Annotated in this window: 14 protein-coding genes; 8 read left to right on the top strand and 6 right to left on the bottom strand. The window is 72.9% G+C overall.

The window, feature by feature from the left end:
- The first annotated feature begins 53 nt into the window (after positions 1-53).
- The 4 genes from OG472_RS07460 (at position 54) to OG472_RS07445 (ending at position 4,093) form a co-directional block, all read left to right on the top strand.
- Entirely contained in the window at positions 54-611 is a 558-nt protein-coding gene (locus OG472_RS07460) for a flavin reductase family protein (protein WP_405941181.1), read from the top strand.
- A 200-nt stretch (positions 612-811) separates the two neighbouring features.
- Positions 812-1,597: an electron transfer flavoprotein subunit beta/FixA family protein gene (locus OG472_RS07455; RefSeq protein ID WP_327417918.1), complete on the top strand. Its 786-nt coding sequence runs from the start codon at positions 812-814 to the stop codon at positions 1,595-1,597.
- A gap of 60 nt (positions 1,598-1,657) precedes the next feature.
- On the top strand, positions 1,658-2,620 hold the full coding sequence (locus OG472_RS07450) for an electron transfer flavoprotein subunit alpha/FixB family protein (protein WP_314241909.1): 963 nt from the start codon (positions 1,658-1,660) through the stop codon (positions 2,618-2,620).
- Positions 2,621-2,794: 174 nt separating this feature from the next.
- Positions 2,795-4,093, top strand: coding sequence for a DUF6986 family protein (locus OG472_RS07445; RefSeq protein ID WP_401603908.1), 1,299 nt, complete (start codon positions 2,795-2,797; stop codon positions 4,091-4,093).
- Positions 4,094-4,124: 31 nt separating this feature from the next.
- Here OG472_RS07445 and OG472_RS07440 read toward each other — a convergent pair whose 3' ends face one another.
- On the bottom strand, positions 4,125-4,394 hold the full coding sequence (locus OG472_RS07440) for a WD40 repeat domain-containing protein (protein WP_405943149.1): 270 nt from the start codon (positions 4,392-4,394) through the stop codon (positions 4,125-4,127).
- Positions 4,395-4,396: 2 nt separating this feature from the next.
- Positions 4,397-6,526 carry a hypothetical protein gene (locus OG472_RS07435; RefSeq protein ID WP_405941180.1) on the bottom strand — a complete coding sequence of 710 codons (2,130 nt, stop codon included), beginning with the start codon at positions 6,524-6,526 and terminating at the stop codon, positions 4,397-4,399.
- A 181-nt stretch (positions 6,527-6,707) separates the two neighbouring features.
- On the opposite strand from OG472_RS07435, the gene OG472_RS07430 reads away from it, so the two are divergent.
- Positions 6,708-6,908 (top strand): hypothetical protein, encoded by a 201-nt coding sequence (locus OG472_RS07430; RefSeq protein ID WP_405828617.1) that lies wholly within the window; start codon positions 6,708-6,710, stop codon positions 6,906-6,908.
- A gap of 4 nt (positions 6,909-6,912) precedes the next feature.
- Here the strand turns inward: OG472_RS07430 and OG472_RS07425 are convergent, their stop codons facing one another.
- On the bottom strand, positions 6,913-7,899 hold the full coding sequence (locus OG472_RS07425) for a LacI family DNA-binding transcriptional regulator (RefSeq protein ID WP_405834796.1): 987 nt from the start codon (positions 7,897-7,899) through the stop codon (positions 6,913-6,915).
- A gap of 188 nt (positions 7,900-8,087) precedes the next feature.
- On the opposite strand from OG472_RS07425, the gene OG472_RS07420 reads away from it, so the two are divergent.
- Positions 8,088-9,125 (top strand): NUDIX domain-containing protein, encoded by a 1,038-nt coding sequence (locus tag OG472_RS07420; protein WP_401603904.1) that lies wholly within the window; start codon positions 8,088-8,090, stop codon positions 9,123-9,125.
- A 42-nt stretch (positions 9,126-9,167) separates the two neighbouring features.
- Here OG472_RS07420 and OG472_RS07415 read toward each other — a convergent pair whose 3' ends face one another.
- Both OG472_RS07415 and OG472_RS07410 read right to left on the bottom strand, forming a co-directional pair.
- Positions 9,168-9,866: an MBL fold metallo-hydrolase gene (locus tag OG472_RS07415; RefSeq protein ID WP_405941179.1), complete on the bottom strand. Its 699-nt coding sequence runs from the start codon at positions 9,864-9,866 to the stop codon at positions 9,168-9,170.
- Positions 9,867-9,973: 107 nt separating this feature from the next.
- A complete protein-coding gene (locus OG472_RS07410) occupies positions 9,974-11,338 on the bottom strand; it encodes a dipeptidase (protein ID WP_405828614.1) in 1,365 nt (454 codons plus the stop codon).
- 381 nt (positions 11,339-11,719) lie between these two features.
- On the opposite strand from OG472_RS07410, the gene OG472_RS07405 reads away from it, so the two are divergent.
- Both OG472_RS07405 and OG472_RS07400 read left to right on the top strand, forming a co-directional pair.
- A complete protein-coding gene (locus OG472_RS07405) occupies positions 11,720-12,922 on the top strand; it encodes a geranylgeranyl reductase family protein (protein WP_405834795.1) in 1,203 nt (400 codons plus the stop codon).
- Between the two features lie 9 nt (positions 12,923-12,931).
- Positions 12,932-13,384: a hypothetical protein gene (locus OG472_RS07400; protein WP_401603896.1), complete on the top strand. Its 453-nt coding sequence runs from the start codon at positions 12,932-12,934 to the stop codon at positions 13,382-13,384.
- 135 nt (positions 13,385-13,519) lie between these two features.
- On the opposite strand, the gene OG472_RS07395 is transcribed toward OG472_RS07400, so the two are convergent.
- The gene (locus tag OG472_RS07395) at positions 13,520-13,981 is read right to left on the bottom strand and encodes a nitroreductase/quinone reductase family protein (protein ID WP_383563982.1); all 462 of its coding nucleotides are present in this window, start codon (positions 13,979-13,981) and stop codon (positions 13,520-13,522) included.
- Positions 13,982-13,990: the final 9 nt, after the last annotated feature.

The raw sequence follows: 13,990 nt of genomic DNA, 5'->3' as shown, positions 1-13,990 counted from the left end.
GCCCCCGATCTCCGACAGCGCCCGCGTGTCCCGCGGCAGAAGGCAGAACCCTGATGACTGCTCCGACGGTCCCGACGGTCCACACCGCTCCGTCTCCCCGTTCCCCCCGTCCTCCCCGTTCCGGCGACGGCCGCCCCGGCTCGCCCGACCTCCTGCGTTCGGTCTTCCGGCAGCACGCCGCCGGAGTCGCCGTGATCACTGCCCTGCACGGCGCGCAGCCGGTGGGCTTCACCGCGACCTCGCTCAACTCGGTCTCCGCCGACCCGCCGCTGCTGTCCTTCACGATCGGCACGGGGGCCTCCAGCTGGCCGGGGGTGCGCGACAGCGAGTACCTCGGCGTCCACATACTCGGCGAGCACCAACGGGAGCTGGCCGGGCTCTTCGCCCGCAGCGGAGCCGACCGCTTCGGCCCGGCCACCGGCTGGAACGCGGGGCCGCACGGGGTCCCGGTGCTCGACGGCGTACTGGCCTGGCTGGTCTGCCGGGTGGTGGCACGGGTGCCCGCCGGCGAACATCGTGTGATCATCGCTGAGGCGGTCGCCGGGGATCCGGCCGGCGAGGGCCGCCCGCTGCTGTACCACCAGGGACGCTTCAACGCGTTGCGCGACTGAATCATCCCTGCTTGGGACGGTCGGGCGGCGTTGGGCAGATCACAGTTCACCAGCCTTGCGACTTGGCGGGACCCACTGTGTACTGACGAGTAACATTCCCTTCGGAGCGCGGGCCGCCCCGACCGGGATCCGCCCGACAAGGCGCCTATGCTGCCTGCATAAGGCGGTACCAGAAAAGACGATGCGGTAGGAGAGCCGGCGTGAGCCTGAGGATCGTTGTCTGTGTGAAGTACGTGCCCGACGCCACTGGCGACCGGCAGTTCACCGAGGACTTGACCGTCAACCGTGACGACGTCGACGGCCTGCTGTCGGAGCTCGACGAGTACGCCGTCGAGCAGGCGCTGCAGATCGCCGAAGAGGCCGACGACGCCGAGATCACCGTTCTGACGGTGGGCCCCGAGGACGCCAAGGACGCGCTGCGCAAGGCGCTCTCGATGGGCGCCGACAAGGCCATCCACGTCGAGGACGACGACCTGCACGGCTCCGACGTCATGGGCACCTCGCTGGTGCTCGCCAAGGCCATCGAGAAGGCCGGCTACGACCTGGTCATCACGGGCATGGCGTCGACCGACGGCACCATGGGCGTGCTGCCGGCGATCCTGGCCGAGCGCCTGGGCGTCCCGCAGGTCACCCTGCTCTCCGAGGTCAAGGTCGAGGACGGCACCGTGACCGGCCGCCGTGACGGCGACACCGCGAGCGAGCAGCTGGAGGCTTCCCTCCCCGCGCTCGTCTCGGTGACGGACCAGTCGGGCGAGGCCCGCTACCCGTCCTTCAAGGGCATCATGGCCGCCAAGAAGAAGCCGGTTCAGTCCTGGGACCTGGAGGAGCTGGAGATCGAGGCCGACGAGGTCGGTCTGGAAGGCTCCTGGACCGCGGTCGACGCCGCGGCGCAGCGCCCGGCCCGTACCGCCGGCACGATCGTCAAGGACGAGGGCGAGGGCGGCAAGCAGCTGGCCGAGTTCCTGGCCGGCCAGAAGTTCATCTAAGAGCTTCGGCCAACCCCTCCATAGCCCCCAGACACTTCGCAATCGCAGGAGAGCAGTCCCATGGCTGAAGTTCTCGTCTACGTCGACCACGTGGACGGCGCCGTCCGCAAGCCCACCCTCGAGCTGCTGACGCTGGCCCGCCGCATCGGCGAGCCCGTCGCCGTCGCCCTGGGCGCCGGTGCCGACGCCACCGCCGCGGTGCTCGCCGAGCACGGCGCGGTCAAGGTCCTCACCGCCGACGCCCCCGAGTTCACCGAGTACCTCGTCGTACCGAAGGTGGACGCGCTCCAGGCCGCGTACGAGGCCGTCTCCCCGGCCGCCGTGCTCGTCCCGTCCTCCGCCGAGGGCAAGGAGATCGCCGCGCGCCTGGCCGTCCGCATCGGCTCCGGCATCATCACCGACGCCATCGACCTGGAGGCGGGTGACGAGGGCCCGGTCGCGACGCAGTCCGCCTTCGCCGCGTCGTTCACCACCAAGTCCCGCGTCTCCAAGGGCACCCCGGTCATCACCGTGAAGCCGAACTCGGCCCCGGTCGAGGCCGCCCCGGCCGCCGGCACCGTCGAGGCGCTCGCCGTCACCTTCGGCGCCCTGGCCACCGGCACCAAGGTCACCGGCCGCACCCCGCGCGAGTCGACCGGCCGCCCCGAGCTGACCGAGGCCGCGATCGTGGTCTCCGGCGGCCGTGGCGTCAACGGTGCCGAGAACTTCCACATCATCGAGGACCTCGCGGACTCCCTCGGCGCAGCCGTCGGCGCCTCGCGTGCCGCCGTCGACGCCGGCTGGTACCCGCACTCCAACCAGGTCGGCCAGACCGGCAAGTCGGTCTCCCCGCAGCTCTACATCGCCTCCGGTATCTCGGGCGCGATCCAGCACCGGGCCGGCATGCAGACCTCGAAGACCATCGTCGCCATCAACAAGGACGCCGAGGCCCCGATCTTCGACCTCGTCGACTACGGCGTGGTCGGCGACCTCTTCGCGGTCGTCCCGCAGCTGACCGACGAGATCAAGGCGCGTAAGGGCTGACCTGCGCTTCTGTTCGCAGCTTCACTTCTCCGGGGCCGTGTGGTGTTTCTCACCGCACGGCCCCGAGTCGTTTGTCCCACGCGTCGGAGGGACCATTGACGGAGCGGAACCCCGTGACTAAATTCTGCTATGCGGATCTAAGCTTCCGTGAAGCGGAAAAGAGGAGAGTGCACGATGGGTCAGCAGGAGAAGGTGGCGACGAGCCTCGCAGGCGCGGTCAGCGAGGGCATCAGCGCCTCCCTCGCGCCGGTGGACGCGGAGCTCGCGCGCCACTACCCGGGCGACCCCGGCACCCGTCAGCCCATCCACACGGTCTACGTACCCGGTGACGTCTTCGCCGCGGACACCATCCGCTCGTGGGGCGATCAGGCCCTCGCCGCGCTCGACGAGCACGCCCCGGACGCCGCCACCTTCGCCAAGGTACTCGGCATCTCCGACGAGCTGGCCGTACCGGTCTACGACCGCGTCCGCGCCAAGCTGCAGCGCGAGCCCATCGAGGACCTCCGCGTCGACTTCGAGGACGGCTTCGGCGTCCGCTCCGACGAGGAGGAGGACCAGGCCGCGGCCCGCGCGGCCCGCCTGATCTCCGAGGCGTACTCCAACGGCACCAACGCCCCCTACATGGGCATCCGCATGAAGTGCATGGAGTCCAACGTCCGCGACCGCGGCATCCGCACCACCGACGTCTTCCTCTCCGGCCTGCTCGCCCACGGCGGCCTGCCGGACAACCTGGTCCTGACCCTCCCCAAGGTCACCTACGCCGAGCAGGTCACCGCCTTCGTCAAGCTGCTGGAGGCCTTCGAGACCTCCCGCGGTCTGCGCCCGGGCCGCATCGGCTTCGAGATCCAGATCGAGACGAGCCAGTCGATCCTGGCCTCCGACGGCACCGCCACCGTGGCCCGCATGATCGAGGCCTCCCAGGGCCGCGCCACCGGCCTGCACTACGGCACCTTCGACTACAGCGCCTGCGTCGGCGTCTCGGCCGCCTACCAGGCCAGCGACCACCCCGCCGCCGACCACGCCAAGGCGATCATGCAGGTCGCGGCCGCCGGCACCGGCGTACGGGTCTCCGACGGATCGACGAACGTCCTGCCGATCGGCACCACCGAGAAGGTCCACGAGGCCTGGAAGCTGCACTACGGCCTGACCCGCCGCGCCCTGGCCCGCGCCTACTACCAGGGCTGGGACATGCACCCCGGCCACCTGCCGACCCGCTACGCGGCCGTCTTCACCTTCTACCGCGAGGGCCTGGAGACCGCCGCCGCGCGCCTCAAGGCGTACGTCGCGAAGATCGAGGGCGACGTGATGGACGAGCCCGCCACGGCGAAGGCCCTGGCCGGCTACCTGGTCCGCGGCCTCGACTGCGGCGCGGTGGGCCCCGAGGAGGTCACCGCCCTGACCGGCCTGACCCGCGCGGAACTGGACGCCTTCGCGATCCCCCGCCGCTCGGCGACCCTGACGGCGACCGCCTGATCCAGCCGCAGCGAACGGCCCGGCCCCCGGTTCACCGGGGCCGGGCCGTCGGTGTGTGCGGGACCGGCAGCAGCCAGAACCGCAGGGTGCCGTCCTCTCCGGAGGAGGCGAGCAGGCTGCCGTCGGGGGAGAAGGCGACGCCCCGGACGGCGCCGGTGTGCCCGGTCAGCGGCAGGCCGGTGGCGAACCCGCCCGCGTGCGCGTCCCACAGCTGCACCGTGCCGTCCGTACCGGCGCCGGCCAGGAGCCGGCCGTCCGGGGAGAAGGCGAGGTCGTACACCTGCCCGGTGTGCCCGGACAGCTTCAGGCTGGGCGACGGCCCGGCGGCACGTCCCAGAGCCGGATGGTGCCGCCGGTGTCTCCGGTGGCCAGGAACCGGCCGTCCGGTGAGAAGGCCAGGGTGCGGATGGAGGTCCAGTGGGACGCCAGCTCCAGACCGGACGGCTCACGGGTGGTGCGGTCCCAGAGCGCCACCTTCTCGTCGACCGCGCCGGCCATGGTGCGCCCGTCGGGAGAGACCGCGAGGGCGTGGACGTCCGACACCCCGTCGGGCACCCGTGCGGTGGCCCCCAGGTCGGCGTCCGCGTCCCAGAAGAGGATCCGGCCGGCCCCATTGACCATCGCCGCCCACCGGCCGTCGGGGGCGAACGCGACGCCTTCCTTGAGGGAGACGGGCTGGATCAGCGGGGCGGACGGGAGCAAGTCGGGGGTCCACAGTCCGGCCGGGCCGCCCTCGACCGGGAACTCCAGGCCCCACGGGGAATCCACCGGCGGCAACAGCACCTCGGGCAGCAGGTTGCGCGTCACGGGATCCCAGGTCAGCACCGTGCGGTCAGCGGTGCGGACCATCAGCCGGCCGCCATCCGGGGAGAAGGCGAGCCGGCGCAGCGGCGTCCCGGCCATGGTCGAAGCAGCGGGGAGGGGCAGGACGTGTCCCTGGCGCAGGGCGGCGCTCAGGGCCCGGGATCCGAGCGGCGAAGGGGCTCGCGAGGCGACGTCCGGATCGAGGTGGTAGACGACCATCGTGCCGCTCTCCCCGCAAGCGGCGAGCACGCGGCCGTTCGGTGAGAACGCGACGCTGTGGACCGGCCGACCGTCCCCGGTCAGCGGCGTCCCGGCCGGGGCACCGGTCGCCGGGTCCCACAGGCGCACGGTCCCGTCGTCGCAGCCGGTGGCCAGCAGCCGGCCGTCCTGGGAGAACGCCACTCCCCGCGTGAACCGGTCCGGCCCGCCGAGCGGTCCGGCGACGGCGGCACCCGTGGCGGTGTCCCACAGCCGCGCCCCGTCGGCACCGGCCGTGGCCAGCACGCGGCCGTCCGGGGAGAAGGCCATCCCGTGCACCGTGCCCCGGTGGCCGATGAGGGGCTCGCCGATGCTCGCTCCCGCGGTGAGATCCCATACCCGGATGACGTGCTTGCCCTTGAGTGCGGCCAGCAGGCCGCCATCGGGGAGGAAGGCGAACGCCCCGACCTCCCCGAAGTGTCCGATGAGGGGAGGTCCGGCGGGCTCGCCGGTGGCCGTGTTCCACCTGCGCACGCTCTCGTCGTCCGCGGCGGTGACCAGCACGCGGCCGTCGGGGGAGAAGGCCACGACCGTGATGGGCTCCTCGTGTCCGAGCAGGGCCGGTCCCGCCGCGGTGTGGGCCGCCAGGTCCCACAGTCTCGCCGTGCAGTTGTCGGCACCCGTAGCCAGCACACGGCCGTCCGGCGAGAACGCCATGGTGCGGACGCTCCGGACCCCGGCGTCGATCTCGCCCACGGGCCGGCCATGGACGGGGTCCCGCAGCTGTACCACCCCCTCGGCCCGGGTCGCCAGGAACCGTCCGTCGGGGGAGAAGACCGCACCGAGGGGGTGGTTCGTCGGGGAGGTCACCAGCCGGGCCGGGAAGAAGCCGCTCTCCTCGGCCGGTGAGGGCAGAGGCGGAAGCGCGGGCACGGGTACCCGGGCGGCCTCGGCCCGGCGGGCGGCAGCCGCCAGCGCCCCGGCACGGTACGCGGCGATGGCCCCGGCCCGTGCGCCGGCCTTCGGGTCAGCCGTCGCATCGACCGTCGCATCGGCCTCAGGGGAGGCCACGGGCGGGGCCGCGTCCCGGGCCCGGCCCGGCGTCGACGGCTGGAGGGCGGCCAGGTCGCGCCAGCGGCTCCGCCAGGCTTCCAGCTGTGGGGAGTTGTGCGGCGGAACGGCCGCTTCCTGCCCGTACTCGTCGTACGCGTACAGGATCCGCACCAAGGCCATCAGCTTGTCGAGGCCCAGCAGCCGCCGCCCCCGGAACGCGTCGCTCTGGGTGGCCACCGGCAGTTGGATCCCGATCCGGGACTTCGCCGCCCTGGTTTCCAGCTTCCGGTAGGAGGGCTTGCCGCGTTCGAGGCGGAGTTGGCGCAAGTCGCGCGCGAGGCGGCTCAGTTCCTCCTCGAAGCCACTGCTCGAATCCACCTGCGCGCCCCCTGGACCGTGCGGACGACCAGGCTAGAGCGCGATCCGCCGAACAGTCCCGGACTTTTCGGAACAGCAGCGAACGCCTGCGGATTTCAGGCGAGTTCGGAGGTGATCGCGAGGGGCGCGGATCCGTTCCGCCCATGCGGGAACAGTCCGGCCCGTCCGCTGGGATCGGGCCATGACCACACCTGGAAACCCGATCGACCCCGAACCGTTCGTGTCCCTGCACACCGCCGTCGTACTGCTCGCCGCCCTCCTGATCGGGCTCACGGCGGGCGGCCTGACCTTCCTCGGCGGGTCGGGCGCCGCGCTCTCCGTACTCGCCGGGCTGGCCGCCGCCGGGGCCTCCGTACCCGTACTGCGCGGGCTGATCCGGTGAGAGGTCAGTCCGCCGGGGGGAGCTCGCCCGAGCCCCGGGGGATCAGGCGGGTCGGGAGTTCGGTGCGGGTCGTCGGGAGGGCGGCGCCCGACAGGCGCTGGAAGAGGCGGTCCGTGGCCACTCGGCCGAGGGCCGCCGGGTCCTGGGCCACCACCGTGACGCCGGGGCGGAGCAGGTCGGCCAGTTCGAAGTCGTCGAAGCCGACCAGGGCCACCGGGTGCTCCAGGGCCGCGAGGACCCGTACCACCGTGACCGTCACACGGTTGTTTCCCGCGAAGACGGCGGTGACCGGGTCCTGGCCCGCGAGCATCGACCTCGCCGCCGCCGCCACCCGGACCGGGTCGGTGGAGCCGGGGGAGACCCAGGAATCGGCCACCGGGAGGCCCGCGTCGGCCATGGCGGCGCGATAGCCGCGCAGGCGTTCGGCCGCCGTGTGGATGCGGGGGTGGTCGCCGATGAAGCCGATCCGGCGGTGGCCGCCCGCGATCAGGTGGGCCACTCCGCCGCGGGCGCCGCCGAAGTTGTCCGAGAGCACGACGTCCGCGTCGATCCGCCCGGCCGGGCGGTCCACGAACACCGTGGCCACGCCGGCCCGCATCTCCGGCTCCAGGTAGCGGTGGTCGTCCCCGGCCGGGATCACGATCAGGCCGTCCACCCGGCGGGCGCACAGCGCGAGCGCCAACTCCCGCTCGCGGTCGGGGTCCTCGGCGCTGGAGCCGTTGATGAGGAGGGCCCCGTGCGAGCGGGCCACTTCCTCCACGGCCCGGTTCAGCGGGCCGTAGAAGGGGTCGGCGAGGTCCTCCAGGATCAGGCCCACGGTGGCGGTACGGCCCTTGCGCAGGACGCGCGCGCTGTCGTTGCGGCGGAACCCCAGGGCGTCGATGGCCTCTTGGACCCGTTTCTCGGTCTCGGGGGTGACGCCCGGCTCGCCGTTGACCACCCGTGACACCGTCTTCAGGCCGACGCCCGCCTGGGCCGCCACGTCCTTCATGGTCGGCCGGTTGCCGTAGAGGGGATCGGACGGGCGGCGGTTGTGGGGCACGGTCGTGAATCCTCCGGAGTCTCGGGCAGGGCTGTGACCTTGAGGATAAGCACTCGGCCGATAGTGAGGTTTCCGTGGCAGGGTGGTGCGGGCAAGCCACTGGGGGCTCCGGACGAGCCATGGGGAGAGGGGTAGACGTGATTGTCTGGATCAACGGCACATTCAGCGCGGGAAAGACCAGCACGGCCCGCGAACTGGCCGGAATCCTTCCGGACAGCACCCTGTTCGACCCGGAGTTCATCGGCGACGCGCTGCGCGTGCTGCTGCCGGCCAAACGGCTGGCGGAGGTCACCGACTACCAGGACCTGCCGAGCTGGCGGCGGCTGGTGGTGGACACGGCGGCGGCGATGCTCGCGGAGCTGGGCGGGGTGCTCGTCGTCCCGATGACGCTGCTGCGCCAGGAGTACCGGGACGAGATCTTCGGCGGGCTCGCGGCGCGCCGGATACCGGTGCGGCACGTGCTGCTGGCCCCTGCGGAAACGATCCTTCGCGAGCGGATCGCGACCCGGGAGGAGCCGGGGGAGCCGGACCAGGTGGACCTCCGGGTCCGCCAGTGGGCCTACGACCACATCCCGGTCTACCAGCAGGCCCTCGGCTGGCTCACGGGCGACGCCCACGTCATCGACAACAGCAGCCTGACCCCCCGCGAGACGGCGCAGCGCATCGCCGAGGCCGTCCGCTCCGAGACGGCCCCGGTCTGCGACATCGTGCAGACCCCGGAGCCCACGCGGGAGACGGTGGCGGCCGGGGTCCTGCTCTTCGACGAGCAGGACCGGGTGCTGCTGGTGGATCCGACGTACAAGGCCGGCTGGGAGTTCCCCGGCGGCGTCGTCGAAGCGGGCGAGGCACCGGCGTGCGGGGGCGTACGGGAGGTCGCGGAGGAACTGGGACTCGTACTGGACCGGGCGCCCGGCCTGCTCGTGGTCGACTGGGAGCCCCCGCAGCCCCCCGGGTACGGGGGACTGCGGCTGCTCTTCGACGGCGGCCGGCTCTCCGCGGAGGCGACGGCCCGGCTCCGCCTTCCGGGCCCGGAGCTGCGGGCCTGGCGCTTCGTCACGGAGGCCGAGGCCGCCGGCCTCCTCCCGCCGCACCGTCACGAACGCCTGCGCTGGGCCCTGCGCGCCCGCGAACGCGGCCGCCCCCTCTACCTGGAGGCGGGCACCCCGGTCGGCTGAGCCCGGCGACGGGCGGGTGCCCGAGGACGGGAGAGCGAACCGTCAGGCGGGGGTTCCCGCGGCCGCCTTGACCAGTGCGGCCGCCGTGTCCGCCGTCAGGGGATCGCCGTGGCCGAAGCAGGCGATCGCCGGGGAGAGCCCGGCCAGGCGGTGGAAGGAGTCGATCGCCCGGCCCCGGTCCACGTTGAAGACGCCCAGCATCAGCGGGCCGACGGCGGCGATGCAGTCGCCGGCGAACAGCACTCCGTGGCCCGGGAGGTGGATCCCGATGCTGCCGTCCGTGTGCCCCGGGGCGTGGACGACGTACGCACCGTCCCCGAAGCCCAGCGCGTCCCCGTCCTCCAGCTCGCGGTCGACCGGGGTGGGCGGGGCCTCGGGGACGACGCTCAGGGCGTGCGTGTACAGCGGAATCTCCCAGTCCAGCAGCACCGGTTCGGGAACGGGCCGCTCGCCCCGGATCACCGGCGCGTCCAGGCGGTGCGCGAGCACCTGCGCGCCCCAGCGGGCGGCGAGCTCACCGGCCGCGCCGGCGTGGTCGCCGTGGCAGTGGGTGAGGACGATCCGCTCCAGCCGCTCGGGGAGCCGCCCGAGGGAACGTATCGCCCCCTCGATCTCGGCGGCGGCCCCCGCGTGGCCCGCGTCGATCAGGGTGAGGGCCTCGCCGTCCTGCCAGAGATACGCCTGGCCGATGGGGAAGCGGAGCAGGTGGAGCCGGTCCGGAAGCACTTCTACAAGATCCATACGCCGACCGTAGGCACGGCCGGCGGGCTCGCACACGCGACTTCACCGGAAGCGAAGTACGCCCAGGGCGCACTCCGCCCTGGGCGTACGAGCACTCCGAGCGGGGGTCAGGCGCGCTTGGACTCCGCGTAGTTGACCAGGAAGAGGGCCTCCGCCACCGACAGGCGCTCCAGCTCCTCCGGCGACACGCTCTCGTTGACCGCGTGGATCTGCGCCTCGGGCTCGCTCAGGCCGATCAGCAGCATCTCCGCCTCCGGGTACAGGGACGTCAGCGTGTTGCACAGCGGGATCGACCCGCCCATGCCGCTGATCTGCATCTCCTGGCCGGGGTACGCGGCCTCCAGCGCCGACCGCATCGACGCGTACGCCGGGCTGTCGGTGTCCGCCTGGAACGGCTGGCCCTGGCCGACCACCTCGAGTTCGAGGCGCGCCTTCCACGGGGTGTGCGCCTCCAGGTGGGCCTGCAGCAGCTTGACGGCCGCGGCGGTGTCCACGCCCGGCGGCACGCGCAGGCTGATCAGTGCGCCTGCGCTCGCGTGCACGGACGGCGTCGCCCCGACCACCGGCGGGCAGTCGATGCCGAGGACCGTGACGGCCGGGCGGGCCCACAGCCGGTCCGCGACCGTGCCCGCGCCGATCAGCTCGACCCCGTCGAGGACCTTGGCGTCGGCGCGGAAGTCCGCCTCCGGGTACTGCAGGCCGTCCCACACCTCGTCCGAGGCGAGCCCGTCCACCGTCGTCGAACCGTCCGCCGCGCGCAGCGAGTCGAGTACGCGGATCAGCGCGGCCAGCGCATCCGGGGCGGCGCCGCCGAACATGCCCGAGTGCAGGTTGCCGCCCAGCGTGTCGATCTTCACCTTGAGCAGGCACATCCCGCGCAGCGTGGCCGTCACCGTCGGAAGGCCGAGGCGGAAATTGCCCGCGTCACCGATGACGATGGTGTCGGCGGCCAGCAGCTCCGGGTGCGCCTCGGCGTACTGCTGGAGGCCGCCCGTGCCCTGCTCCTCGGAGCCCTCGACGATCATCTTCACGGCCACCGGGACACCGCCGTTGGCCTTCAGCGCGCGCAGCGCCAGCAGGTGCATGATGAACCCGCCCTTGCAGTCGGCCGCACCACGCCCGTACCAGCGGCCGTCGCGCTCGGTCAGCTCGAAGGCGGGGGAGATCCAGGCCGCGTCGTCCAGCGGCGGCTGGACGTCGTAGTGCGCGTACAGCAGAACGGTCGGCGCGCCCTCGGGGCCGGGCAGGAAGCCGTACACGGACTGGGTGCCGTCGGGGGTGTCCAGCAGCGCCACGTCCTGGAAGCCCTCGACGCGCAGGGCGTCGGCCACCCAGTTCGCGGCGCCCTCGCTCTCGCTCTTGGGGAACTGCGCCCAGTCCGCCACCGACTGGAAGGCCACCAGCTCGGTCAGCTCCTGCTTGGCGCGGGGCATCAGCGAGGCGATGGTCTCGGCGATCGGATGCTGGGACATGGGCACGCTCCTTTTGGGTGCGACGTTGTTCTCCGTGTACGCCGCCCGCATCCGCGGGGTGTGCGTATGCCGGGTACGGCGAAAAAGACAGTCCCGATCCTCGCACAGCGGGACGGTGCGTCGTCTCGCCGTAGGATTTCCCCGGCATCGGAGCAACCGGTTGATCAGGAGCGGCAACACATCGTGAGCAGCGACGACGACGTACGCGACGCAGGGTCGGGCGCAGGCGAGGACACGGGCGCGGGCGCAGACGCAGGCCCGGGCCCGGGCGAGGGCGCAGACGCAGGCGTGGACGCGGGGCAGACCGTCCGGGCGGCGGCCGACCAGGAGATCGACGAGGAGGCCGACGAGGAATCCGGGGGGAGCGGCGGGACCGGCGAAGTGTGGGACGTGGTCGTGGTCGGAGCCGGACCGGCCGGATCCTCGGCGGCGTACGCGGCGGCGACGGCCGGCCGGCGCGTCCTGCTGCTGGAGAAGGCAGAACTGCCCCGCTACAAGACCTGCGGTGGCGGCATCATCGGCCCCTCGCGCGACGCCCTGCCCCCGGGCTTCGTGCTGCCCCTCAAGGACCGCATCCACGCGGTCACCTTTTCGATGGACGGGAAGCTGACCCGCACCCGGCGCTCGAAGCAGATGCTGTTCGGGCTCATCAACCGGCCGGAGTTCGACGCCGGCCTGGTCGCCGCCGCCGAGAAGGCCGGCGCCACCGTCCGTACGGGTACGGCCGTGGCCCGCGTCGAACAGCACGGGGCGGCCGTGCCCGACCGGCGCACCGTCGCCGTGGTGCTCGCCGACGGGGAGACCGTCCTGGCCCGCGCGGTGGTCGGCGCGGACGGCAGCGCGAGCCGGATCGGCGCGCACGTCGGCGTCGAGATGGACCAGGTGGACCTCGGCCTGGAGGCGGAGATCCCCGTTCCCGCGACGGTCGCGGAGGACTGGAAGGGGCGGGTGCTGATCGACTGGGGCCCGCTGCCCGGCAGTTACGGCTGGGTCTTCCCCAAGGGCGACACCCTCACCGTCGGGGTCATCTCGGCCAAGGGCGAGGGCGCCGCGACCAAGCGCTACCTGGACGACTTCATCGCCCGGCTCGGGCTCGCCGGCTTCGAACCGGCCGTCTCCTCGGGGCACCTGACCCGCTGCCGCAAGCCCGATTCGCCGCTCTCGCGCGGACGGGTCCTCGTGGCGGGCGACGCGGCCGGGCTGCTGGAGCCGTGGACCCGGGAGGGCATCTCCTTCGCGCTGCGTTCGGGGCGGTTGGCGGGGGAGTGGGCGGTGAAGATCTCCGAGGCGCAGGACGCGGTGGACGCGCGCCGGCAGGCCCTCAACTACGCCTTCGCGGTGAAGGCCGGGCTGGGAGTCGAGATGGGCGTCGGCAAGCGGATGCTGACCCTCTTCGAGGCCCGGCCGCGGTTGCTGCACGCGGCGATCACCGGCTTCCGCCCGGCGTGGCGGGCCTTCGCCCGCATCACGCGGGGTTCGACGACCCTGGCCGACCTGGTGCGTACGTACCCGCTGGCCCGCAAGGCGCTGCACATGATGGACGCCAGGCAGGAGGCCGCGGCCCGGAGCGGCGGCAAGGGCTAGGGAGGGGTCGTGGTCCGGGGCGCGGGCGGTGTTCAGGGTGCTGCGGGTGCTCCGGGTGCGGGCGGCCCGGACTGGTGGGGCGGCCTGAACCTGAACGAGGTCGAGCGGCCGGAGCAGGTCCTCGCGGCCTTCGAACGCGGTGAACGGTTCGTCGGTGTGGCGGTGATCGCCCTGGCCCTGAACCACCCCGATCCCGCGGCCGTGCTGCCCGTGGTCGCCAGGGCGCTGGAGTCGGCGGACCGGGAGGTCCGCCGGCAGGGAGTGGTGGCCCTGGCACATGTGGCGCGGCTCCACCGCACGGTGGACCGGCGCTGCCTGGAACTGCTGCGCCGCTGCCCCCGCGGCAACGAGGCCGACGACGACCTGTGGTCCTTCGTGCCGCACCGGGAGCTGCCGCTGTGGCTGTGGCGGCACCACCTGCGGGAACGGCTGGTCGAGCGACTGCGCCGGCCGTTCGGCTGAGCGGTAGCGGCCGCTGCGGCCGTCGCGGGTGTCGCCGCCGTCCCCGTGGCCGGGGCGCGGTCACGGCCGGACCAGGAGGCCGTGGATCGCGGAGGTCGCGGAGGTCGTGGAGGTCGCTGCGGCGCGTCCGCGGGGTCAGTTCGACACCGTGATCCGGAAGACCGGGTGGTCGGCGGCGGCCGCCTGGATCTCCGCGTCGGAGGACTTCGCGGAGACGCCCTGGAAGAACCGGTCGACCTCCCAGCCCCACTTCTCCAGATAGGTGCGCAGGACGGCGGCCTGCTGGACCGGGTCGGTCAGCTCCGTGGCGGTGAACGTCCGCACCTTGCGCCCCACGCGCAGCTCGCCGCCGCCCGCGACCCGCATGTTGCGGACCCACTGGGAGTGGCCGCGGGCCGAGACCAGGTACTGGGCGCCCTCGTACGTGTGCGGGTTGACCGGGATCCGCTGCATCTTGCCGGACTTGCGCCCGCGCACCGACATCTCGGCGCTGCCGGCCAGGCTGATGCCGAAGCGGGCCAGCTTGCCGAAGAGCGAGTTGAAGCGGGTGGCGAGCGGGCCGGCCTGGACGTAGTACGGGGTGGGCGTCGCGTTCATGGTGACCTC

Source organism: Streptomyces sp. NBC_00207 (assembly GCF_045160965.1).
Taxonomy (GTDB): domain Bacteria; phylum Actinomycetota; class Actinomycetes; order Streptomycetales; family Streptomycetaceae; genus Streptomyces.
This window is presented reverse-complemented; position numbering and strand designations above follow the sequence as displayed.

Coding starts and splice junctions, on each gene's coding strand:
- OG472_RS07445 (WP_401603908.1), top strand. CDS start 2,795: ATGGGTCAGCAGGAGAAGGTGGCGACGAGCCTCGCAGGCGCGGTCAGC.
- OG472_RS07395 (WP_383563982.1), bottom strand. CDS start 13,981: ATGAACGCGACGCCCACCCCGTACTACGTCCAGGCCGGCCCGCTCGCC.
- OG472_RS07460 (WP_405941181.1), top strand. CDS start 54: ATGACTGCTCCGACGGTCCCGACGGTCCACACCGCTCCGTCTCCCCGT.
- OG472_RS07430 (WP_405828617.1), top strand. CDS start 6,708: ATGACCACACCTGGAAACCCGATCGACCCCGAACCGTTCGTGTCCCTG.
- OG472_RS07410 (WP_405828614.1), bottom strand. CDS start 11,338: ATGTCCCAGCATCCGATCGCCGAGACCATCGCCTCGCTGATGCCCCGC.
- OG472_RS07425 (WP_405834796.1), bottom strand. CDS start 7,899: ATGAAGGACGTGGCGGCCCAGGCGGGCGTCGGCCTGAAGACGGTGTCA.
- OG472_RS07415 (WP_405941179.1), bottom strand. CDS start 9,866: ATGGATCTTGTAGAAGTGCTTCCGGACCGGCTCCACCTGCTCCGCTTC.
- OG472_RS07450 (WP_314241909.1), top strand. CDS start 1,658: ATGGCTGAAGTTCTCGTCTACGTCGACCACGTGGACGGCGCCGTCCGC.